The organism is Chryseobacterium culicis (assembly GCF_900108365.1).
In the GTDB taxonomy this organism is placed as follows: Bacteria; Bacteroidota; Bacteroidia; order Flavobacteriales; family Weeksellaceae; genus Chryseobacterium; species Chryseobacterium culicis.
Map to the genome: position 1 here is coordinate 931,604 of NZ_FNWQ01000002.1, position 21,752 is coordinate 953,355.

General features: G+C 36.9%; 21 protein-coding genes. 10 read left to right on the plus strand and 11 right to left on the minus strand.

All coding sequences use genetic code 11. The features are described 5' to 3' along the window. Positions 1-87: 87 nt before the first annotated feature. The 4 genes from BLW74_RS10585 (at position 88) to BLW74_RS10600 (ending at position 5,772) form a co-directional block, all read left to right on the plus strand. Positions 88-1,047, plus strand: a complete 960-nt coding sequence (locus BLW74_RS10585) for a KpsF/GutQ family sugar-phosphate isomerase (protein WP_089692370.1) — start codon at positions 88-90, stop codon at positions 1,045-1,047. A 134-nt stretch (positions 1,048-1,181) separates the two neighbouring features. Further along, positions 1,182-2,009 carry a twin-arginine translocase subunit TatC gene (tatC, locus tag BLW74_RS10590; protein WP_185116350.1) on the plus strand — a complete coding sequence of 276 codons (828 nt, stop codon included), beginning with the start codon at positions 1,182-1,184 and terminating at the stop codon, positions 2,007-2,009. A gap of 143 nt (positions 2,010-2,152) precedes the next feature. Beyond that, positions 2,153-3,784: a M1 family metallopeptidase gene (locus tag BLW74_RS10595; protein ID WP_089692372.1), complete on the plus strand. Its 1,632-nt coding sequence runs from the start codon at positions 2,153-2,155 to the stop codon at positions 3,782-3,784. A 131-nt stretch (positions 3,785-3,915) separates the two neighbouring features. Further along, positions 3,916-5,772: a M61 family metallopeptidase gene (locus BLW74_RS10600; RefSeq protein WP_089692373.1), complete on the plus strand. Its 1,857-nt coding sequence runs from the start codon at positions 3,916-3,918 to the stop codon at positions 5,770-5,772. 129 nt (positions 5,773-5,901) lie between these two features. Here the strand turns inward: BLW74_RS10600 and BLW74_RS10605 are convergent, their stop codons facing one another. The 4 genes from BLW74_RS10605 to pepE form a co-directional block, all read right to left on the minus strand. Further along, a complete protein-coding gene (locus BLW74_RS10605) occupies positions 5,902-7,077 on the minus strand; it encodes a sensor histidine kinase (RefSeq protein ID WP_089692374.1) in 1,176 nt (391 codons plus the stop codon). Positions 7,078-7,083: 6 nt separating this feature from the next. Continuing rightward, entirely contained in the window at positions 7,084-8,457 is a 1,374-nt protein-coding gene (gene dacB, locus BLW74_RS10610; RefSeq protein WP_089692618.1) for a D-alanyl-D-alanine carboxypeptidase/D-alanyl-D-alanine endopeptidase, read from the minus strand. 95 nt (positions 8,458-8,552) lie between these two features. Next, the gene (locus BLW74_RS10615; RefSeq protein ID WP_089692375.1) at positions 8,553-9,413 is read right to left on the minus strand and encodes a hypothetical protein; all 861 of its coding nucleotides are present in this window, start codon (positions 9,411-9,413) and stop codon (positions 8,553-8,555) included. After that, positions 9,413-10,105: a dipeptidase PepE gene (pepE, locus tag BLW74_RS10620; RefSeq protein WP_089692376.1), complete on the minus strand. Its 693-nt coding sequence runs from the start codon at positions 10,103-10,105 to the stop codon at positions 9,413-9,415. Before pepE ends, BLW74_RS10615 begins: the two co-directional genes overlap by 1 nt. 191 nt (positions 10,106-10,296) lie before the next feature. On the opposite strand from pepE, the gene BLW74_RS10625 reads away from it, so the two are divergent. Further along, positions 10,297-10,839, plus strand: coding sequence for a tetratricopeptide repeat protein (locus tag BLW74_RS10625; RefSeq protein ID WP_089692377.1), 543 nt, complete (start codon positions 10,297-10,299; stop codon positions 10,837-10,839). 223 nt (positions 10,840-11,062) lie between these two features. On the opposite strand, the gene BLW74_RS10630 is transcribed toward BLW74_RS10625, so the two are convergent. Beyond that, complete coding sequence (locus tag BLW74_RS10630) at positions 11,063-11,551, minus strand: YdeI/OmpD-associated family protein (protein ID WP_089692378.1); 489 nt, start codon at positions 11,549-11,551, stop codon at positions 11,063-11,065. Positions 11,552-11,849: 298 nt separating this feature from the next. Between BLW74_RS10630 and fsa the strand changes: the two genes are divergently transcribed. Next, entirely contained in the window at positions 11,850-12,503 is a 654-nt protein-coding gene (gene fsa / locus BLW74_RS10635; RefSeq protein ID WP_089692379.1) for a fructose-6-phosphate aldolase, read from the plus strand. A gap of 67 nt (positions 12,504-12,570) precedes the next feature. Here the strand turns inward: fsa and BLW74_RS10640 are convergent, their stop codons facing one another. From BLW74_RS10640 to BLW74_RS10660, 5 genes are all read right to left on the minus strand, one after another. Then, a complete protein-coding gene (locus BLW74_RS10640; protein WP_089692380.1) occupies positions 12,571-13,431 on the minus strand; it encodes a GLPGLI family protein in 861 nt (286 codons plus the stop codon). A 21-nt stretch (positions 13,432-13,452) separates the two neighbouring features. After that, the gene (locus BLW74_RS10645; protein WP_089692381.1) at positions 13,453-14,019 is read right to left on the minus strand and encodes a sugar O-acetyltransferase; all 567 of its coding nucleotides are present in this window, start codon (positions 14,017-14,019) and stop codon (positions 13,453-13,455) included. A 174-nt stretch (positions 14,020-14,193) separates the two neighbouring features. Continuing rightward, complete coding sequence (locus tag BLW74_RS10650) at positions 14,194-15,096, minus strand: GLPGLI family protein (RefSeq protein ID WP_089692382.1); 903 nt, start codon at positions 15,094-15,096, stop codon at positions 14,194-14,196. 56 nt (positions 15,097-15,152) lie between these two features. Then, positions 15,153-17,060, minus strand: coding sequence for a M56 family metallopeptidase (locus tag BLW74_RS10655; protein ID WP_089692383.1), 1,908 nt, complete (start codon positions 17,058-17,060; stop codon positions 15,153-15,155). A gap of 5 nt (positions 17,061-17,065) precedes the next feature. Then, positions 17,066-17,431, minus strand: coding sequence for a BlaI/MecI/CopY family transcriptional regulator (locus BLW74_RS10660; protein WP_089692384.1), 366 nt, complete (start codon positions 17,429-17,431; stop codon positions 17,066-17,068). Between the two features lie 463 nt (positions 17,432-17,894). On the opposite strand from BLW74_RS10660, the gene BLW74_RS10665 reads away from it, so the two are divergent. Both BLW74_RS10665 and BLW74_RS10670 read left to right on the plus strand, forming a co-directional pair. Further along, positions 17,895-18,461 carry a glutathione peroxidase gene (locus BLW74_RS10665; RefSeq protein WP_089692385.1) on the plus strand — a complete coding sequence of 189 codons (567 nt, stop codon included), beginning with the start codon at positions 17,895-17,897 and terminating at the stop codon, positions 18,459-18,461. Positions 18,462-18,737: 276 nt separating this feature from the next. Next, complete coding sequence (locus BLW74_RS10670) at positions 18,738-19,319, plus strand: hypothetical protein (RefSeq protein WP_089692386.1); 582 nt, start codon at positions 18,738-18,740, stop codon at positions 19,317-19,319. A gap of 303 nt (positions 19,320-19,622) precedes the next feature. Here the strand turns inward: BLW74_RS10670 and BLW74_RS10675 are convergent, their stop codons facing one another. Beyond that, positions 19,623-20,075: a GNAT family N-acetyltransferase gene (locus tag BLW74_RS10675; protein ID WP_089692387.1), complete on the minus strand. Its 453-nt coding sequence runs from the start codon at positions 20,073-20,075 to the stop codon at positions 19,623-19,625. 182 nt (positions 20,076-20,257) lie between these two features. On the opposite strand from BLW74_RS10675, the gene BLW74_RS10680 reads away from it, so the two are divergent. Next, positions 20,258-20,971, plus strand: a complete 714-nt coding sequence (locus BLW74_RS10680; RefSeq protein ID WP_089692388.1) for a 2OG-Fe(II) oxygenase — start codon at positions 20,258-20,260, stop codon at positions 20,969-20,971. Between the two features lie 42 nt (positions 20,972-21,013). Continuing rightward, positions 21,014-21,262 (plus strand): Ada metal-binding domain-containing protein, encoded by a 249-nt coding sequence (locus BLW74_RS10685; RefSeq protein ID WP_089692389.1) that lies wholly within the window; start codon positions 21,014-21,016, stop codon positions 21,260-21,262. Positions 21,263-21,752: the final 490 nt, after the last annotated feature.

A 21,752-nucleotide genomic window follows, 5' to 3' on the forward strand; every position in this document is an offset into this window, starting at 1 on the left:
ATTTATAAAAAATAAAATTTATATTAAATATTCTTTTTAAAATATAACGTTTTTTAAGAACTTTTTTGTATACCTTATTATCATAAAATGGATAGAACCAACATTATATCAATTGCAAAAACCACTTTAGAAATAGAGATTTCTGAGCTCGAAAAATTAAAAAACAGACTTGATGATCAATTTGCCCGGGCGGTAGAGATTATTCACTCGGCGAAAGGAAAGCTGATTGTAGTAGGAATCGGAAAGTCTGCGCATGTAGGTAATAAAATTGTAGCAACTTTAAACTCAACGGGCACGCCTTCACAATTCCTGCATGCCTCTGAAGCCATTCATGGTGATCTGGGGGTCATTCAGAAACAGGACGTGGTTTTATGCATTTCCAATTCCGGAAATTCTCCTGAAATTGTGAATCTGGTTCCTTATCTAAAAGACTATTCTTCTGCTCTGATCGGAATGACGGGAAATAAGACCAGTAAACTGGCTGAGTTTTCTGAAATTATTTTAGATACTCACGTGGATGTGGAAGCATGTCCCAATAAACTGGCTCCTACCAGTTCTACAACTATTCAAATGGCGCTGGGAGATGCGCTGGCAATTGCTTTGATGGAATTGAATGATTTTAAAGCTAATGATTTTGCTAAATTTCATCCGGGAGGAAGTTTGGGAAAAAATCTGACTTCCAAAGTAGAGCAGTTTCTTTCTTCACAAAAACCACAGGTTACAGAAGATGCATCTATAAGAGATGTAATTATCTCCATCAGCGGATCCAGCCATGGAATTACCGTGGTAACAAATACAGATCAGATCGTTGGTGTTATCACAGACGGAGATTTGAGGAGAATGCTGATGAAAGAAGAAGATATCAGCAGGGTTCTGGCTAAGGATATCATGTCTGCCCGTCCCAGAACAATTGAGAAAGAGGCTTTGGCCAAAGAGGCAATGAAAATTCTGAAGGAAAATAATATCGGCCAGCTTGTGGTAACGGAAAACGGGAAATATTTCGGGATTATAGATCTGCACAAACTGCTGGACGAAGGGATCAGCTAAAAAACAAACACCTCAAGGTAAGAGGAAAATCTATCAAGGTAATTTGCAGATTAAACTAAAATTTAACTAATAATCTGCATATCCTTAGTTCTGTCGTTTTTTTTAATAAATTTGTGCTTTAAAAATTGTATTCTGTGAGTGATGGTAAAGACATGTCCTTTCTTGGGCATATTGGAGAATTAAGAGGGCATCTGATCCGTTCGATTATTGCTATCATAATTGCGGCTTTTGTAGTGGGCTTTAATATCAACTGGATTATGGACCATATCTTTTTTGGGCCCACCAGAAATGATTTCCCTACATTCCGGGTGGTTAATCATTTTTCAAGAATGATTTTGGGGGAAGACAGTATTCACCTCCCGAAAGACTTCCCTGTTCGTGTACAGAGACTGTATCAGCAGTTCAATGTAATGATGGCTGTTTCCATCTTCGGAGGTATGGTGGCTGCATTTCCGTATATTGTATGGGAATTATGGCGTTTTATAGGTCCTGCTTTACACCCGAACGAGAGAAAGAATTCTATCTACATCATTAATGCAGTATGGATGCTTTTCATGACCGGAGTACTGTGCGGTTATTTTTTAATCCTTCCTTTTGCGGTTAACTTTGGAGTTATCTTTAAAATTTCGGACATTATAGTTCCGCTGTATGACCTAAGTGATTATACCACTTTATTTTTACAGGTAGTTTTGGGTATGGGTGTTATTTTTCTGTTCCCGATTCTTATTTACTTCCTTACCAGCATCGGAATTCTTACGCCTGCATTTATGAAAACATACCGCCGTCATGCTATCGTTTTGATTATGGTGGTGGCTGCAATCATTACGCCGGCAGATGTTCTGAGTATGATAATGGCTGCCTTACCGCTATTGATTCTGTATGAATTCAGTATTGTTATGTGTACCTATACTTATAAAAAAGTACAGAAAAGCAACGGAAATCTTCCGACAGTACAAAAATAAAAATCTAATATAACTTATATCAAAGCCCGGCACTGACCGGGCTTTTTTATGGTTTTACAAAATCTACAGGTAATTTGAGTTCCATCACATGGCTATTAATTTTAATTTTATACTTTTGAAGAGATTATTTATAAAAGTTTTAGATGAAAAAGTTGTCATATACACTCTTATTGGCCTCAGGACTGGTTTTCGGGCAGTTTTTTGAAAAAGGTAAAGCTTTCACCAAACAGGATACTTTAAAAGGTTCCAATACTGAGTTCAGGAATTTTTGGGATGTCAAAAAATACGATCTTTCCGTAGAACCGGATTTCGAGCAGAAAAGTATCAAAGGAAATAACAAAATCAGCTTTGAGATCATCAAAGATGTTACTAATCCTGTTTTCCAGATCGACCTTCAGCAGCCTATGAAAGCTGATAAAGTAGAAGGAAGCTTTCCTATTGCCAATTATAAGCAGGATGGCGACTTTATCTGGATAACAGCGAATAAAAAATTCAAAAAAGGAGAAAAATACACCATCAATGTTCTGTATTCCGGGAAACCTACGATTGCCAAAAATGCCCCTTGGGACGGAGGCTGGGTTTTCACCAAAGATGAAAAAGGAAATCCATGGATGACTGCTGCTGATGAAGGAATCGGGGCTTCCATATGGCTTCCGACAAAAGATATATGGAGTGACGAGCCGGATAACGGCATCGTAATGAAAATCATTACCCCTAATGACCTTGTGGGAGTTGGGAACGGAAGACTGACCAGCAAAAAGACAGAGGGCAATAAGACGACTTATACCTGGGAAGTGAAAAACCCAATCAACGCCTACTCTATTATCCCAAGTATAGGAAAATATGTAAATTTTAAAGATATTTTTAATGGAGAAAAGGGCAAACTTGATCTGGATTACTGGGTGCTTGCCTATAATTTAGACAAAGCAAAGAAACAGTTTGAGCAGGTAAAACCTATGCTCTCAGCGTTTGAATACTGGTTTGGTCCGTATCCGTTTTATGAAGATTCATACAAACTTGTAGAATCTCCTCACCTGGGTATGGAACATCAAAGTAATGTGGCATATGGAAACAAATATCAGAACGGCTATCTTGGAAGAGATCTTTCAGGGACGGGAGTTGGATTAAAATGGGATTTCATTATTATTCATGAAAGCGGCCATGAATGGTTTGCTAACAATATTACGGCAAAAGACCAGGCTGATATGTGGATCCATGAGAGTTTCACCAACTATTCCGAAACTCTTTTCACAGAAAAATATATGGACAAAAAATCTTCTGAAATCTATGTTCAGGGAATCCGGAAATTGATAGACAATGACATTCCTATTATTGGCCAGTATGGCGTAAGAAATGAAGGCAGCGGAGATATGTACCCGAAGGGGGCCAACATGATTCATACGATAAGACAGGTGATCAATAATGATGAAAAATTCAGACAGATTTTAAGGGGTTTGAATAAAGATTTCTACCATCAGACTGTTACCACCCAGCAGATTGAAAAATACATTTCTTCAAAATCCGGCATTGATTTCTCAACTGTTTTTGATCAGTATCTGAGAACGATCAAGATTCCTACTCTTGAGTACAGCCAGAATGGTGATACGCTGAAATTCCGATATACGGATGTGGTAAAAAACCTGAAACTTCCAGTCATTATTAATGGCGATCAAACCATCAACCCTACGGAAGAATGGCAGACCGTAAAGCTTAAAAAGAGTACTCCGGTAGAGTTTAATCCCAATTATTATATTACTTACTACAATACGAAATAAAACAAAAGGCAAATTTGCAGACCGCAGATTTGCCTTTTTCCTTTTTTCTTCAGAATTTTAAGAAAAGTTTAATACTTCTTTCGTAACAAAATGGAAAAAAAAGCAACTATTTAACTATTAATGTAAACCTAATGAGAAAAACAGTACTTAGTCTCGGTATTTTTGCTTCGTTTCTAGCGAATGCCCAGTCTATTAAAACAACCATTGATCTTGTTAATGTAAAAGATGATAAAGTAGCCGTTACCATGGAGTTTCCAAAAATGAAATCCAAGGATATTAAATTTCATTTCCCCAAAACGGTGCCGGGTACTTATTCTGTAGACGACTATGGAAGATTCATTGAAGGGATCAAATTTTACGATAATAAAGGTCAGGAACTTACATATACCAAAGTAAATGACAATACCTATTCCCTGAAAAATGCACAGGGACTTTCCAAGATCTCTTATCTTGTGAATGACAGTTTTGATGATGAGTTGGATACATCAAAGCATAAAGCTGTATTTTCTCCTTCGGGAACAGATATTGAAGAAGGAAAAGTATACATGATCAATACGCACGGATTCATCGGATATATTGATAATATGCAGGATGTTCCTTATCAGCTTGTTATTCAGAAGCCGGCAGATTTCTACGGAACAACGGCTTTGGTAGATCAGGACAAATCTGAAAATACAGATACTTATACCCTGGCCAACTATGCCAAGGTAACAGATTCTCCGTTAATGTATACAAAACCGGATTATATTACCTTCAATGCCGGCGGAATGGATCTTGTACTGGGTGTATATTCTCCGACAGGAAAATATAAAGCTGCCGATTTTAAAGAAAATCTTGAGAAAATGGTCATTGCTCAGAAGAAGTTTTTGGGCGATATGAATACCAATAAGAAGTATGCCATCATGCTTTATCTTTCCGGTGGTAACGGGCCTCGTGTAAAAGGTTTCGGAGCACTGGAACATCATGAATCTACCAGCGTGGTGCTTCCGGAAGCAATGCCAAAAGAAGATATTGACAAAACCATTACGGATGTGGTTTCCCACGAATTCTTCCACACGGTAAATCCTTTAAAAACACATTCGGAAGAAATTCACTATTTCGATTATGCAGATCCGAAAATGTCTCAGCACTTATGGATGTATGAAGGCGGAACGGAATATTTTGCCAATCTTTTCCAGATTCAGGAAGGTTTGATCAATAAAGATCAGTTCCTGGAGAGAATTGGTGAGAAAATTGCCAACTCCAAGAGCTATGATGATACCATGCCATTCACTGTCATGAGTAAAAATGTATTGGTGGAGCCTTATAAAGATCAGTACAGAAACGTTTATGAGAAAGGAGCTCTTCTGGCAATGTGCCTGGATATTGAGCTTAGAAAACTTTCTAACGGGGAAATGGGATACCGCGATATGATCAGAAAGCTGTCTCAGAGATTTGGTGAAAACAAACCTTTCAAAGATGATAAACTGATTGACGAACTGGTAACAGTAACCGGATATCCTCAGGTGAAAGATTTCTATAATAAATATATCTCCGGAAACCAGCCAACGCCGTATGCACAATACCTGAGCATGGTAGGTATAGATATTAAAAAGCAGGAAAGCCAGCCTATTTTCTGGTTTATCAAAGACCCTAACCAGACAGGTTTTGATGAAAAAACGAATGCTTTCGCTTTTGACGATCATTCCGCCCTGTCTCCGTTTGCAAAAAGTATCGGATTTAAAATTACAGACCAGGTACTTGCGTTGGATGGAAAAACAGTAGACATCAAAAAGGTACAGGATTTTATCGGGTATACCAGAACCATCAAAGACGGGCAGGACGTTACGGTAACTATTTTAAGAGATAACGCCGGCAAGAAAGAAAAAATGACTTTGAAAGGAAAAGCTATTCTGGACAAAATGACTATGGAAACGCCTGTATTTAAGGCAAATCCAACTCCGGAAGAACTGAAACTGCAGACCCAGTGGCTTACTGGTAAAAAATAATGATACAAGCGGGGAACTTTTCCCCGCTTGTATTTTCTTCAATCTGATTCTTAACGTATAAATTCAAACCTTAGAGGTTCCAAAATCCTGAAAGTTTCTTGTTTGTAATGAGTAAAAACTGATTTCCGGTTAACTATTCTCCCCTTTCCTGATGGTGATCCTGAAGGTACTTCCCTTTCCTACTTCAGTCTGGGAAATCTTGATATCTCCGTTATGGTATTCATGAATCACTCTTCTTGCTAACGACAGCCCGAGTCCCCAGCCTCTTTTCTTGGTAGAGTATCCCGGCTTAAAGGCATTTCTTGCCTGCTGCTTGCTCATTCCGCTACCATTGTCTTTAACTTCAATGAGAATATTTTTGTTTCTTTCAAATACAGACATGGTAATAGCGCCTTCACCTTTCATGGCATCCACAGCATTTTTTACCAGGTTTTCAATTACCCAGCTCATCAGAATCTTGTTATGGGGTACCAGAACCGTATAATTCGGGAGGTTCAGTGTAAAATTGACTTTTCTGGAAATCCTGGTTTTTAAATAGTCGTAATTTTGCTGAATGGTTTCATTAAAATTTTTATCATTCAGCTCCGGTACAGAGCCTATTTTGGAAAATCTTTCAGAAATAGTCCTAAGCCTTTCTATGTCTTTTTCGATCTCATGTACGCCATCCGAATCCGGATTATCCAGCTTCATGATTTCCATCCAGCCAATCATTGAAGATAAAGGAGTTCCGATCTGATGCGCTGTTTCTTTGGCCAGCCCAGCCCAGAGATATCCTTCATCTGTCTTTTTAATGGTTCTGAAAAACCAGAAAGAGAAACCAAAATACAGCAAAATAAATAATCCTAAAATATAGGGAGAATACCGGAGATTATTCAGCATACGCGAATTGTCATAGTAGACAAACTGATTGTTTCCATCCGGTACTTTGATCTCGATGGGATCATAATTTTTCTCCATATTCCGGATCAGATCCTGAAGTTTTTCCGGGTCTTTAATGGTACTTTCAGGAATATTTCTGTAATATCCCAGATCAAGGATCGGGTTTTTATATTTATCTGTTACAATAAAGGGGATGGTATTGTTGATATTGAGAATATCTGGCAGAAGATCCAGAACATCCGTATCAGGAGTTTTCACTTCCTGCTGTATTCTTATTGCTTTAGAAAGAAGACTGATCCTTTTGATCTCCTCTTTTCTGAGAAAATTAATAAGGGATGTAGACGCTACTACAATGGCAATGACCAGCGTAGTCATTACTACAAAAATGATCCAGTTATTAAGCCTTGTAAGTATGGATTTTCTCAAAGGTATTTATTTTAAAACGTTCAGAATTTTCTGCAGCTCTGTATTTCCGCTTCCCTGATAATTGTTGATAATAATCGAAAATACATATTTTTTTCCATCTTTAGCGGTATGATATCCTGCAAAAGATTTGGTATCCCTCATGGTTCCGCTTTTCATTTTCATTCCGTTATCCTGAACGGGGAAACCGTCATAATACGCATCAAACCAGGTTTGTTTTTTAGCATATAAAAGCGCCTGTACTTCTGCTTTTGCAGCCACATAATTCTGTGGCGAAAGCCCGCTTCCGTCAGCAAAATTGATCATATTAGGATTAATTCCTTTTGATTTCCAGAATTCTTTAAGGTAAGAAATTCCGCTTTTGAAGCTGGGATTCCCCTTTTTCTCTTTTCCTAAAGTTTTAATTAAAGTTTCTCCATATAGATTGATACTTTTTCTCAGGAACCAATAAACGATTTTATCCAGAGTAGGCGACTGATACGTGAGAAGGATTTTATTTTTAGGAGCTTCCAATGCCTGTTTTCCTTCTATTTCTAGCTGTGAATTCGTTATGGCTTTTCCTGAAAGCTCAATGCCTGCATCTTTCAGCCACTGCTTTACTTCTGCTGCCAGCTGTAAGGGCGGATTAGGAGTAGATCCTGAAACGGTTACCGTTTTTCCTGCCGGAAGCATGCCGTTAATTAAAGCTACATCAGAATGAGGAGCCGTGAAAATAAGACTTTGGTCTGAACTTCCGCCTGTTTTCAGGTCATTCAGCCATTTTACTCCTTCCAAAGGATAAGAAAAGCTCTTAAAATCAGTTCCGTTGATATTGATATCAAACTGGTTTTCTTTCCAGTTGATTCCCCATACTCCTGCTCCGTAGTAATTTCCGAGATCATCCCAGGGCCATCCTCCGGGGATTGTCTGATGGTCAAAATAAGAATCATCAATGACCAGATCACCTGATATTTTTGTTATCCCTGAATTTTTGACAGCATCAATCAGCTTCTTTTTAAAATTTTCAGGTTTATAGGCATCATATCTCCAGCTTCCCAAAGTAGGATCTCCGTTGGAACTGATGAAAAGATTTCCGTTCAGCGTTCCCCCGGCTATATTCCCGGAATAACTGGAAGTGGTTGTAAAAGTATAATTTTTGCCTAACGTTTCCAGTGCAGCGCCAGCCGTAAAAATTTTCTGTGTAGAAGCAGTAGAAAGGCCCTTGCTGCCCTGGTATTCATATATCAAGTTGCCGTTTTCATCTGAAACGTAAAAGGATAGACCGGAAGATATCGCTCCTGAGGAATCCATAAGATCCTTCGTTGCTTTGTCTAATTTTTGGGCAATATTCTGCGCTGTTACCAATTGTACAGAAAACGCAAGAACAGCAAGTGTTTTTTTCATTGCATTGTTGTTTGAGGCTAAATACTTAGCTTTCAAGCAGATGTCATTATCAGCCCGAAAAGTTTGTATTGAGTCAGATTCTAAATCAAATATAGTTAAAATAAAAGCTTTTCATATTCCCTGAGATCATCAGAACTGAAAAGAATCTGATGATCAGGAGATTTTTCAAACGAACGGTCATGTTTAAAATATTTCTCATAGTCATCTTCATCTAAAAAAATATCCATCTGGCATTCTTTGATATAATGGGATTTCTCTCCGTAATCTTCAACTAGAGAGCGTGAGTTATTCCAGGGTTCCTGATGGCAGCGCAGGCAGTTTTTTTTGTATACAGCTTTATGGCCACAGATTTCACAATGACTCAGGCTTTGAAATAATTGAGAAATTTCATGCTGTCTGTCTTCAGGAAAGAGTGATAGAGGTATTGTTTTTAACAGGAGATAATAATTAGGTTCCTGCCAGGTAAAGTATGTTCCCTCTTCCCAGCCATCCTTTCCGTTGTAAAGGCATAGCTGCTGAAGATCATATTCTACATCGGCCTTCACTATGTTTTCAATGTTCAGAACCATTTTATTATTAAGTCTGACATTCTGCATGTCATCAATTTCAATAACGGGCTGCTGCTCCAGAAAATGGTTCAGGCATAAGGTGGTCTGCCAGGCGTCTATGGTTCTCATCTTCCCTTCGCTGCCACAGATTTCACATGTTTTGACAGACAATTGTGAATATTTGTCTTTGATATTTTTAAGCCTGATATTGAGTGTTTCATCTTCCGAATACGTGTAGCATCTCAATTCACCAAACTTTTCTTTTCCAAAAACGGGATGTTCCAGATTCCAGCCTGCAATGGCAAATTCAAACAGCAATTTCCGGATCAGATCATGCCATCCGATACTATTCACAGAAAAATTAGGCAGATTACGTTCTACAAAAAGCGCTATTTCTTCCTTATTCATTAAAGAGTGCTTCCTGCTTCTATTTCGTAAGGTTCCTTACCTTTTTCAAAAATTCTTGTCAGCTCACTTCCCTCAACGGTTATTGAATCCCCAGTTCTTCTGATCCAGTTTCCTTCCCTTAGGCCCACTACCTTAATATCGTTTTGGGTAAGGAATTCTTTGATGCGGGTTTCTCTGGTTTCTCCGTTATGTTTCAGATCCGGATTAGGATCCAGATAGTGAGGGTTGATATTAAAAGGAACCAGTCCCATACAGTCGAAACTTGGCGGATATACAATCGGCATATCATTGGTGGTTTTCATATTCTGGCCTCCGATATTGCTTCCGGCACTGCATCCAAGATAGGCTTTCCCTCCAGATACATTTTCTTTTAAGACAGACATCAAACCTTCTTCGTGTAATGTTTTAACTAATAAAAAGGTGTTTCCGCCCCCGGTAAAGAAACCTTTTGCCTGTTGAATGGCTTCTTTTTTATCTTCAAATTCATGAAGTCCTTTTACTTTAATATTAATGGTTTCAAAGAAAGAACGCGCTTTTGCAGTATAGTCATCATGAGAAATTCCGCCCGGTCTTGCGAAAGGGATAAACACAATTTCGTCAATTCCTTTATATAGTTTAATTAATTCTTCTCTTAAGTATTCCAGATATTCTCCACCGAAAAGGGTGGATGTTGAAGCTAATATGATATTCATATCATGAAATTATAGGTATTATTAAAAAAATGAAACACAAAGATAGCCTCAAAGACGAAACGAATCAAAAATTAATCTAAAAAAAAATGTAATTCCCGTTAATATTTTCTAAAAAAACTTAAAGCCTCTAAAATTTACCGTTTTATGGAATTATTCTTGAATTTTAGTTATTGAATTTAAAATATAAGATTATGAAAATGAGTAAAATTAATAGTAGAAGTCTATTTTTAGGTTTAATACTAGCGGGAAGCGTAAGTTTTGTAAATGCACAGACAACTCAGCCGGAAACAGCGGCCACAACAACTCAAACAACTAACCCAACCATTGAAGGTCTTAAAAAACAGATTGAGGCTAATCCTAAGGATGCAGAATCACTGGCAAAATTAGCTACGGCTTATCAGGAAGCATCAGATTGGCCAAATGCAATTGATACCTGGAAAAAAATATCTGTTTTATTACCGGACTGGGCTCCGTCTTACTACAGCCAGGCTTATGCCTATCAATCTGCAAAAGATGATGCCAACGCAAAAATTGCTTATGAAAAGTATATAGCAACAGTAAAACCTGAAGAAGTAGAGCAAAACAAGAAGAATCTGGCATATGCCTATTTCTACCTTGCCTTTACAGAACAGAAGACTGATCTTAATAAAGCAAAAGAACATATCGCCAAGTCGATACAGTATGACCCTACCAACCAGGATGCTGTAAAGCTTAGCAAAGCATTAAATTCTTAGTAAAATGAAAGAGGCCGGAAAGTTTTTCCGGTCTTTTTTTTTAATAATAGACTATGAAAGATAAGGGTTTTTTGGCCAAATTTACATGTAACGCAAAGATTCAGTAGCAACCGCTGTATGTCAGGGTTCAAAGATTGGAATCAACTTTCATTGATTCTTTCTAAGCGTACCTATAATATAGAGCTCTATCAGCGACTTTGCCGCTTTAGTAGCACAACCTATATTATTCTATTTTCTTCCCAAAAAAGTCTGTTTCACCATGCAGATGCCGGATTATTTTCTCAATATTCCGCTGAATGCCGGCTTCGGTTTTTAAATGATTGATATATCGGATCAGCTCGTTTCTTCTCGAAGGGATAAGCTTCTCAAAATTTTTTGTTGCGACAGCACTTTCTTTGATGGCTCTTTCCAATTGAGGATGAATAGTAAGGCTTCTGTCTGCATCATCATATTCCAATACAATTTCAATGATCTCTCCGATTCTCTTTGGGGAATTTTTCAGCATGGTAAGATTGATATACAGTCTCCACTCACCGAGATATTTCATCAGGTTTTGCTTAAATTCTTTACCATTCACCGTTCCTTTTACAGCAATGGGACTTTTACTTTTCCCGGATTGTTCAAAAATCTCTTCCAGAATCTCTTCCGGAATAAAAACAAAAGGATTAATCCCTATTATTTCCAAAGCAGCTGTGAAACTATTTTTTTTCATGGATGACAGATTTAAAAGCTGGAAGCTAGAAGCTAGAAGCTAGAAGCTAGAAGCTAGAAGCAAGAAGCAAAAATAACAGTTTGATGAATAGGTATAAAATTTCTTTTTTATTATTTTATAAAATCATTACTCTCAAACTCTCTCACTCTCCAGCCCGCTCACTCCGTAACCCGAAAACCTCTCACTCTCAAACTCTCCTACACTCAAACCCTCTTAACCCTTAACTCTGTAACTCAAAATTCATATCTCAAAACCCAATTAATTCCCTATCTTTGTAATAATAAATCTATTTATCAAAATGAAATTTTTTATTGACACAGCTAATTTAGAGCAAATCAAGGAAGCCAGAGATCTTGGAATTTTGGATGGTGTAACGACCAATCCTTCATTAATGGCTAAAGAAGGTATTCAGGGAGCTGAAGCCATCAGAAACCACTACAAAACGATCTGCGAACTGGTAGACGGAGATATTTCCGCAGAAGTTCTTTCAACAACGTATGAAGAAATGATTAAGGAAGGAGACGAATTGGCTGCTATTCATCCCAATATCGTTGTAAAGATCCCAATGATTAAAGACGGTATTAAAGCGTTAAAATATTTTTCTGATAAAGGAATCAAAACAAACTGTACTTTGATCTTCTCTCCAGGGCAGGCTCTTTTAGCAGCTAAAGCAGGAGCTACTTATGTTTCTCCATTCCTGGGAAGACTGGATGATATTTCTACAGACGGACTGAACCTTATTCAGGAAATCAGATTAATTTTCGATAATTATATGTTCGAAACTGAAATTTTAGCCGCTTCTATCCGTCACTCAATGCACATTATCGACTGTGCAAAAATCGGAGCGGATGTTATTACTTCTCCACTTCCTCCGATCCTGAGCTTATTGAAGCATCCATTAACAGACAGCGGACTGGCACAGTTTATTGCAGATTCTCAGAAATTAGCATAATACCTCGCTGTTACTCAAAATATAAAATCCCGAAATTAGATTTTCGGGATTTTTATTGGGTTGAATTTTATTTCAGCAAATCTATTTCAAGAATATTATTTTGCCTTTTGATATTGGCCTTTGCTTTAGTTTCCTGATCTCTGCTGGCCTTCACCGGATCCAGCACTTTTCCCGAACTATCTCTCATTTCGATAATGGTTCCCTGTGCCAGCATTTGTTTCTGGCCCTTCATTGGGTCCAGACGGTAATCGTTAAAGGCTTTTTTAAACTTAGCTTCGCTAATGGTGATCAGCGGATGATAACGTTCTTTATCTTTTGTACTTTTCCACTCATATGCTGCCGGAAGTTTTTTGCTTGCTTTTAACTCAAATACATGAGAACGGGTGTGGTCTTCTACTTTTACAATAAGGCCCGGAAGCCCATAAAATTTATACGGCCCATCCTGAATAGGCAGATCTGTAGTAAACCATGCCGTCCATTGTCTGCCTGCAAAATCACAAACTGCTTTCTGTGCATTAAATTCTCCGATTTTTTCTTTTTCCGGAAGAATTTTCCAGCTCTGTTTTCTGTTTTCCTGAACCTGGTATTCATCAGAACCAAGCGTAGTAAAAAAATTGGTAGAATAATCGGGGTACATTTTTTCAATATTGTAGCGTATTCTACCTTTAAATTTAAAATTCCCGAGATTAATGTTCAGACTTTGGGTATCTTTTGCGACTATAGCCTGCATTGTAGAATCTGACTCAAAATAGTCTTTGCTGTAAAATTTGGATCCTTTGGAAGTGACTTCAAGATACATGGTCTCACTTTCCTGTTTATCTCTGGCAGTAGAGTCTGTGATGAATTTGTAGTCGTAGATAAATCTTTGATTCTGCCCATTAGACAATGCAGCCATCATGAGGCTGAATAGGATGATTACTTTTTTCATGGTTAGTTTTTGGTATGGTTTTTAATTTTCTTCTGTATTATTTTTGATCACCTTACAAGGATTTCCTACAGCCACTACATTATCCGGAATATCTTTCGTAACTACGCTTCCTGCTCCAATCACGGAGTTATTCCCAATAGAAACTCCCGGCAGCACTACTACATTACCTCCCAGCCAAACGTTGTCACCCACTGTAATGGGATGGGCATACTCTAATCCTTCATTTCTCTGTTTTACATCAAGCGGATGGCCTGCTGTATAAAAGCTGCAATTCGGGCCAATAAATACATTATCACCAAATTCCACTCTGGCACAATCTAAAATAACAAGGTTATGATTGGCATAGAAGTTTTCTCCTGCTTTTATATTATAACCGTAATCACACCAAAAATTAGGCTCTATACAGATATTTTCCTTTATACTTCCTATCAGTTTCTTGAGGAGTCTGTATCTGTTTCCGGTATCAGAGTTTTTCAGCGCGTTATATTCCTGGCACAGATCTTTGCATGCTATCCGTTCCTGAATTAATTCTTGGTCAAAATTGGCATTGTATAAAAGTCCGGCTGCACATTTTTCTTTTTCTGTCATGAGCTATTGGGTTAGTGATGATTACTATTGTTATTGAAAGATAAGAAATAAGTTTTGATCAGGTTAATTGATATTTATCATCTATCTCAGTGAAGTGTGCCATTGTCTTTAATTAAAACAGGATGACAATAAGATGTCATCCTGTAGTGTAGATATTAGAAAATATAATATGATTTAATTCACCAGATCCGGTTCGATCGGATTGTTGTCCTTTTTAAGGGCTTCTTTGGTACTTTTTTCCATTTCGCGGAATACCAGATTAGGATCTGAAATTTCTTTTCCATCACCTGTTTTAAATTTAAAACTAACTTTGGTATTGCCATCTCCGTTTTTCATCATCATTTCTCTCATATTCTTGGTAGGATCATTTACGTAAGCTTTCCATACTTTTCTGAACTGGTCTTTTGAAACCTCAATTTCTTTTCCGCCTATTCCCAGTATTCTTACATTGTCAGGGAGCTGCATTTCGGTTTCAGAAGACGGGCTGCCTATGGTTTTGTTTCCAATCAAAGTCATAATATGAGAACCCGTAGCGTCTTTAAGCTTTACGATAAGCCCGGGAAGTCCGGAGAAAACATAGGGGCCGTCCTGGAAGGGCAGATCTGTGGTAAACCAGGCTGTCCATTCTCTTCCGCCAAAGCTGGTAACCGCCTTCTGGGTTTCATAAGTCCCGATTTTTTGCTTTTCCGGCAGAATTTTCCATTCGGGTTTTTTATCTTCTCTGATTTTATACTGATCTGTAGAAACACTTCTGAAAAGATAGGTTTTAAAATCCGGATACTGCTTGGTTACTTTATAATAAACGAGTCCGGGTTTGTCTCTTCTGTTGAAGCTAAAATTTCCACCGCCGGATTTCAGCTGCTTTTGAAGTTCTGCTCTTCCGGTGGAATCTGCTACAAATTTTTCGCGGCTGTAATAGCTTGATCCATTTTTATCAATATCCAGCAGCATCATTTCCGTTTTTATATCCTGCTTATTCTTGGAATCCGGAATGAATTTGTAATCGTAGAAAAATCTGTTGACCTGAGCACTGGCCAGTACTCCCAACAGCATAAAAAATAGGATTTTACTTTTCATAGTCTATCATTAAAAAAGGCTTTGTCAATTTTAGATTGACAAAGCCTTATGGAACTTTATTTCTTTGTCTCAATTCTTACTTCCCCCTGCTTAAGCTCTCCTTTCTTCTGAGTATTAACGTTTACTTTTGATATATTGCTTGAGTCCAGCGAGTTTACATCATCCTGAGAAACTTCCCTTCCGTCAATATAATACTTGTACTTTACGTCATCGGTACTGGTTATTTTAAACTTCTTTACCCCGTTCATTGCAATGTTTCCGTTGGCATCTTTTTTAATAAAATCAGCATTCATTACAATAACACCAGGAGAACCGCTGCTCACATTAATAAACGTACCGTTTCTGAAGCTGGCTGACCTCTTTTCTGCTTCTGCGCGGGCTTTCTCAACTTCCTTTCGGATTCTGTCTCCGTCTAACCGGATTTTTTCACCTTCTACCCTTACTCTTTCTCCTTCAGCCCGTACTCTGTCACCTTCTATACGGGCTTTCTCTCCCTCTATTCTGGCCTTCTCTCCTTCTACTCTCGCTTTGGCTGCTTCTTTCAATGCTTTTTTAGCTTCTGCCATTGCTTTCCGTACTTCTTCTTTTTCTTTATCGCTTAAATCTTTATAATTAACGATTTTATTGGTTTTAAAATACGTTATTTTCGGTTCTTTTGGTGCTTCAGGCGCTGCAGGAGGAAGTGGCATTTTCGCAATTTTTGCAGCCGCTCTTCCCGCTTTTCTTGCGGCTCTTTCAATTTTCCGAAGCTCTTTTTTACTGAGAGGATCCATATTTTCGAGCTCTTTCATCTGATTCTTCCATTCCGCAGAGTTGAAATACTGATCCACTTCAGCCTTTGAAGCAATTTCTCCAATTTCTGATGCCAGATTACTAATTTCTTCAATTTTATCGCTGAAGAGATCACTTTCAGGATCCAAACCTTCCAGTTCTTTCTCCTTTTCTTTTATTTTCTTTTCAAGCCCGGCTAGCTTTGTATGATCTTCCGTTGATACCGCCTTCAGTTCTGTACTTTTTTCCTGACCCGATTTTTCAGGTCTTATCGTATCTTTCTTGATTTCTGATACTGCTTTCTGGATAGAAAGATTCGTCTCTTCAATTTCTCTGTTCTTAGCATTTACCAGATAGGCAAAAGCTATGGAGAATACAACGGGCAATGCAAAAATTCTTCGCGCATATCCGAATTTGGTTTTTGGTTTTTGTAACATCTTAAGTCTTTTTTTAAGGTTTGAACTTAGAAACGGACTGGTAACAGGCAACTGTGTTCCGGAAAAGTGGCTTGCTAAAAGCATCTGCGCAAATGCTTTGGTGTCCGATTGTTTTACGGCTTTTTTATCAGCCAGATATTCGTGGATTAGATTAATTTCTTTTTTGATGATATGAAAGAACGGATTGAACCAGAAAACAGAAGTAATAATTTCGATAAAGATTTTATCAAAAGAGTGTTTCTGCTCAATATGAACCATTTCATGCTTTAAAATCTGTTTTCCTATATCAGAATGCAGTGTGATTGTATTCTTCCAGAACAGATTTTTAAAATAAGAAAACGGAGCTTCAGTAAGGTCTGTACGGTAAAAGTTGATCCCGTCAAAACTTTCTTTCTGAAATTGGTTTTTAAACTGCTGGATTTTGAAAATCCCGTATAACAGCTTCCCTAAAAAATAGAGAGAAACCAGTCCCAGAGCTGAAAAAATAATGTTAAAATAAAGGTTACCATTGTCTATGTTTTTTTCTGTGTTAAAATGCTGAATCCTGTTAAGAAGCATATACATATCATTATTTACCTCTATCGTAAAATCGTCTATTCTGATAAGTGGTAACAGCAGTGATATCACCATTGCTGCCAACAGATAAAATCTGTTATAATGATGGAATGTCTTGTCTTTTAAAGACAACTGGTAATACAAAAACGTTACACCCGAACATAAAATAATTTTTCCAAAGTATAATAGTATTGCTTCCATAGGTCTTAGTCTTTCTTTTTAAGTTCATCCAACAGCATCTCAAGGTCTTCTACCGTCATTTCATTCTTTTCGACCAGAAATGAAACAGCGCTCTTGTAAGAACCTTTAAAATAATTTTTCACAAGGCTCTTCATGGTTTTCCCGGAATACTGTTCTTTTGAAACCAGCGGAAAATACTCATGCTGTCTTCCATGCACATGATAATCTACAAATTCTTTATCCTTCAATACTTTTAAAATAGTAGATACGGTATTGGTGTGCGGTTTGGGTTCCGGGAAAAGATCAAGAACATCTTTCAGGAATCCCTTTTCCAATTTCCATAAATACTGCATTACCTGTTCTTCTGCTTTTGTTAGAGTCTGAATTTTCATATCCTGTTCATTTATCAATTAGAGTGATATCCAATCATCTTATTGTATATCACTAATAAATTAGTTATACAAATGTAGAAATAAAATTGAATCAAACAACTATTTTTTTAGTGATAAAGAATTAAAAAACACAACAGATTGAAAATCAACAATATAAAAATAGTTAAAATTTATTAAATTTTGAATGAATGGAATTACTGGGTGTTTATTTTACAGAAAACTATTCAATTCTGTTGCTATTTTACACTAAAAATACCTGTTTATTCTTTGTATATAATCAATCGGATCAGTGCGGATCAAATAAAAATACCAAAAAATAATACTGCAGAAGGATTTATTGCCGTAAATTTGATATCCTGATATTTCCGGAATAATGATTTTGGCAGTCATAAAAAAGTAAAACCAAATTGCCAGGAAAACCAGTTATTACCTGAATATAAAACAATAGTAAAATCTTTTTTAAATGAAAAAAATACTTTTTATCGGAATGGTGCTTACAGGAATTATAGGCCTTTCATCATTTATTACATCAAACGATTCTACGGTTGCAAAACCTGTAAAATCAATTTATGATTTTAAAATTGAATCCATTGACGGCGGAAAAATTGATTTTTCTAATTACAAAGGAAAATACATTCTTATTGTAAACACTGCGTCCAAGTGCGGTTACACCCCTCAGTACAAAGGACTGGAACAGCTGTATAAAGATTATGGCAACAAGCTTGTTGTAGTGGGTTTCCCTTCTGATAATTTTGCTGATCAGGAGTTTCATGACAATGTGGAAATCAAATCTTTCTGTGAAAAGAACTATGGAGTAACCTTTCCGCTTACCACCTCAGTGGATGTAAAAGGTCCAAAAATCACTCCGGTATTTGACTATCTTACCCACAAATCTCAAAACGGAGTAATGGATGCGAAAATAAGCTGGAACTTCAACAAGTTTCTGATCAGTCCGGAAGGAAAATTACTGGAATATTTTGATTCTAAAGTAGTTCCTGAAAGTGATAAAATAACCCATTATTTTAAATAAGAACTTCTTAAAAACACTGCTATCCTTAATAGCAGTGTTTTTTTATGCAGATGCATGATATACCGTTTGATCTTGGAAAGCTTTTCAAAAAACGCTTAATGTGTTCTTTTAACAATTTTAATTGCAAAAATCACTTCAATAAAGCTTCTGAATACATCATTTTTGTAACAATGAACACTATACCTTATAAATTTGTTAAAATTTATTAAATAAATATTAAAATGTATTTGTTTTAACCGGGAAATTATATTTATTTTAGTGCTTTAAAAATTTCTCATGAAAAGATATAATTTATTGATTGTACTATTACTGCTCATTTTCAATGTTACTGCAGCACAAAAGAAAGGTTCTCCTGCTGCCGATCTTAGCATCCTTAAAGATACGAAAGCAAAAATAGAAGGTACGGTTCCATTGGTGATTCAGCATCTTCAGACTATTTCCACAAAAGAAGGAGACAATAATATTGTCAACAACGGGAAAATAGCGTTAGGTAAAGAATACGGTATTGTAGAATCTGAATGGTATTTATACAGGAATAATATGAAAAACTGTATCCTGAACAATTCTTCCAAAAAAGCCAAGAAATGTATGGAATATCATAACAATATGTTCAGAGGTACAATGATCAACTACAACAATTATATTACGAATCTTACAAGAAAGAACGGTTATCTGGGGGTTGAAGGTGATACAAAATTCGAATTTAAACCTGCTGATATCGCTACAAAACTCAATGAAGCCTACCTGAATGCAAACGAAGCCGCAGGAAGAATGAAGGCGGACCAGAAAAGAGACTTTTTAGGACAAACGATGTCTGACGACAACAAACTTACTCCTTATGCCCAGCTGGCTCAATAATAGCTTATCGCATTAAAAGATAAAAAAAGAACCGCAAATTGCGGTTCTTTTTTCATTTAAAAAGCAAAAAATCTCTGCCGGAAAAAGCAGTTTTGTGGTACTAATCATAAAACCGTTGGGGAAAAAGTAGAAAATTAGACAGAGATTTTTTTGCATGTGCTCTACAGATCAACTGTCCTACCCATGATCTGTAAAAGCTTTACAAAAATAGGACTATACCCTTCTGCCGGTAGAAAATCCCTGTAGAATTAAATATCCGGAATTGTAGAAGTAATACTACTTTTTAAAGAACAGCAGAAAACATTATTTCTGCTTCCACCAATGGTAGTAATTGTGAAGTCCGTCATATTCAAATCCACATCGCGGATATAATGTATTTCCTATATCATTTGTCTTTTCTGTTTCCAGCATCAGGCCGCACGCTCCTGTTTCTTCACACCATTGTTTGCTGCGGTCAATCAATGCTACAGAAAGGCCTTTTCCTCTATAGCCGGGATGAACAAACAAGTCACTCAGGAGCCACTGTTTCTGTAGTCTGGTATAGTGAAACAGTTTATAAAGCTGTACAAAACCTACTGCTTTTCCATCTGCCATTGCCAGAAAAATGTCAGATTCGCTGTTTAAAAACCGTTCCTTAAGAAAAGCTTTTCCTTTTTCAACATCTGATTCCTGTCTGTAAAAAACACGGTAAAGATTAAATAGTTCCGCTGTTTCATCAAGATCCTCAAGACTTGCTTTTTTAATACTGTACTTCATCGTTATGTATATTTAGTTAACAGGGCAAAAATACCTTTAAACAGGGTTGGTTTTGAGATCCAGATTCATATTATACAGGTAGTCCAATACACGCAATTTCAATTCATAAAGATGAATACCGCATATTCCGGATTTTTTCATTCTGAACAACTTCAGAATTTTACAGTCATAAAATCAATTCAATGAAAGACATCATCAGAAAAATAGAAAATACTGACTGGGAGCACCTTACAGAAACGATGCATACAAACGGATTTGCCCTTATTCCTGATTTGTTATCCGATAATGAATGCGAACTATTGAAATCCGGCTACAGCAATTCCGCTCTTTACCGGAAGACAGTAGTGATGGCCAGGCACCGTTTTGGATTGGGAGAATATAAATATTTTAATTATCCGCTGCCCGAAATCATTCAGTCTCTACGAAAAACAATATATCCGCATCTGGCTCCCATAGCCAATTCCTGGTTTAAAGCTTTGAATATTGACATACAGTTCCCATTGGATCATCAGACGTTTTTACAGCAATGCCATGCCAATGGACAGCCAAAAGCTACAGTGTTAATTTTGAAATATGCAGAAGGCGGTTTTAATACGCTGCACCAGGATTTGTATGGGGAGATGTACTTTCCCATTCAAATTGTATTGATGCTGAGTGAACCCGGTCAGGATTTTACAGGAGGGGAATTTGTTCTTACCCAGCAGATCCCAAGAGCTCAGTCAAAAGCCATTGTTTTACAGCCTAAAAAAGGAGATGCACTTATTTTCACCACACAGTTTAAACCTGAAAAAGGGACAAAAGGATATTACAGGGTGAATATGAAACATGGAATAAGTGAAGTAAAGGAAGGCAATCGTTATGCTTTAGGAATTATCTTCCATGATGCGATGAGTTAACAGTCCACGATCTTTACCAACAACTATAAACGATTAAAAACAATGATCCTGCATTCTCAAATATCAGGCGAAAATCTGAGAAGTAAAATTCACAGCAAAGAAATTGTCTTTGGAGGAAATAAAAAATTAAAAATCTACGGATTATTGAACTGTAGATCAGGAAAAAGAATGAAAAGGGAAAATAGGGTGTTCTTCATAGACGAAATAGAAGCACTGGAAAATAAGTTCCGGCCTTGTGGACATTGTATGAGGGAAGCGTATAAAAAATGGAAAAACTTCATCCATCAGTAAAAGATGAAGTAAAATAATTACGAAGTATGACGAAGCTTTGACAGGCCGCACTAAAGTCCTTTTTACACAAGGTTTAACACTTTTACTGAAAAATGAACTTTTTAAACCAAGGAAGAAATAAACCGCTGAAAAATTTGTCCAATGCCAAAGGAAGCCAAGTATTCATAATTATTGTTTTGCTGTAGACATCTATTTAATCATTGACGGAAAAACGGCAAGTTGGGACACTGTAAAAGATTGGAATGGAGACAGGCAATCAGACTGGATGGAAGTGGTACTTGGAAATCCTTTCTAATATGAAAAAAGACAAAAAGCATTACATTTTAACATAATAAAATATATCCAAAAAGTATGGATTCCCGTAATAGGCATGAAAAAAGTATTTGTACTATTGTGAAAGAAGTTGCAAATAGCTTGCAATAAAAATTAATATTTTATCAAAAAACTAAATTATGAAAAAAGCATTATTAGTAGGCGCTCTATTTGTGGC

Coding starts and splice junctions, on each gene's coding strand:
- BLW74_RS10585 (WP_089692370.1), top strand. CDS start 88: ATGGATAGAACCAACATTATATCAATTGCAAAAACCACTTTAGAAATA.
- BLW74_RS10595 (WP_089692372.1), top strand. CDS start 2,153: ATGAAAAAGTTGTCATATACACTCTTATTGGCCTCAGGACTGGTTTTC.
- BLW74_RS10600 (WP_089692373.1), top strand. CDS start 3,916: ATGAGAAAAACAGTACTTAGTCTCGGTATTTTTGCTTCGTTTCTAGCG.
- dacB (WP_089692618.1), bottom strand. CDS start 8,457: ATGAAAAAAACACTTGCTGTTCTTGCGTTTTCTGTACAATTGGTAACA.
- BLW74_RS10615 (WP_089692375.1), bottom strand. CDS start 9,413: ATGAATAAGGAAGAAATAGCGCTTTTTGTAGAACGTAATCTGCCTAAT.
- pepE (WP_089692376.1), bottom strand. CDS start 10,105: ATGAATATCATATTAGCTTCAACATCCACCCTTTTCGGTGGAGAATAT.
- BLW74_RS10625 (WP_089692377.1), top strand. CDS start 10,297: ATGAAAATGAGTAAAATTAATAGTAGAAGTCTATTTTTAGGTTTAATA.
- BLW74_RS10630 (WP_089692378.1), bottom strand. CDS start 11,551: ATGAAAAAAAATAGTTTCACAGCTGCTTTGGAAATAATAGGGATTAAT.
- fsa (WP_089692379.1), top strand. CDS start 11,850: ATGAAATTTTTTATTGACACAGCTAATTTAGAGCAAATCAAGGAAGCC.
- BLW74_RS10640 (WP_089692380.1), bottom strand. CDS start 13,431: ATGAAAAAAGTAATCATCCTATTCAGCCTCATGATGGCTGCATTGTCT.
- BLW74_RS10645 (WP_089692381.1), bottom strand. CDS start 14,019: ATGACAGAAAAAGAAAAATGTGCAGCCGGACTTTTATACAATGCCAAT.
- BLW74_RS10650 (WP_089692382.1), bottom strand. CDS start 15,096: ATGAAAAGTAAAATCCTATTTTTTATGCTGTTGGGAGTACTGGCCAGT.
- BLW74_RS10655 (WP_089692383.1), bottom strand. CDS start 17,060: ATGGAAGCAATACTATTATACTTTGGAAAAATTATTTTATGTTCGGGT.
- BLW74_RS10660 (WP_089692384.1), bottom strand. CDS start 17,431: ATGAAAATTCAGACTCTAACAAAAGCAGAAGAACAGGTAATGCAGTAT.
- BLW74_RS10665 (WP_089692385.1), top strand. CDS start 17,895: ATGAAAAAAATACTTTTTATCGGAATGGTGCTTACAGGAATTATAGGC.
- BLW74_RS10670 (WP_089692386.1), top strand. CDS start 18,738: ATGAAAAGATATAATTTATTGATTGTACTATTACTGCTCATTTTCAAT.
- BLW74_RS10675 (WP_089692387.1), bottom strand. CDS start 20,075: ATGAAGTACAGTATTAAAAAAGCAAGTCTTGAGGATCTTGATGAAACA.
- BLW74_RS10680 (WP_089692388.1), top strand. CDS start 20,258: ATGAAAGACATCATCAGAAAAATAGAAAATACTGACTGGGAGCACCTT.
- BLW74_RS10685 (WP_089692389.1), top strand. CDS start 21,014: ATGATCCTGCATTCTCAAATATCAGGCGAAAATCTGAGAAGTAAAATT.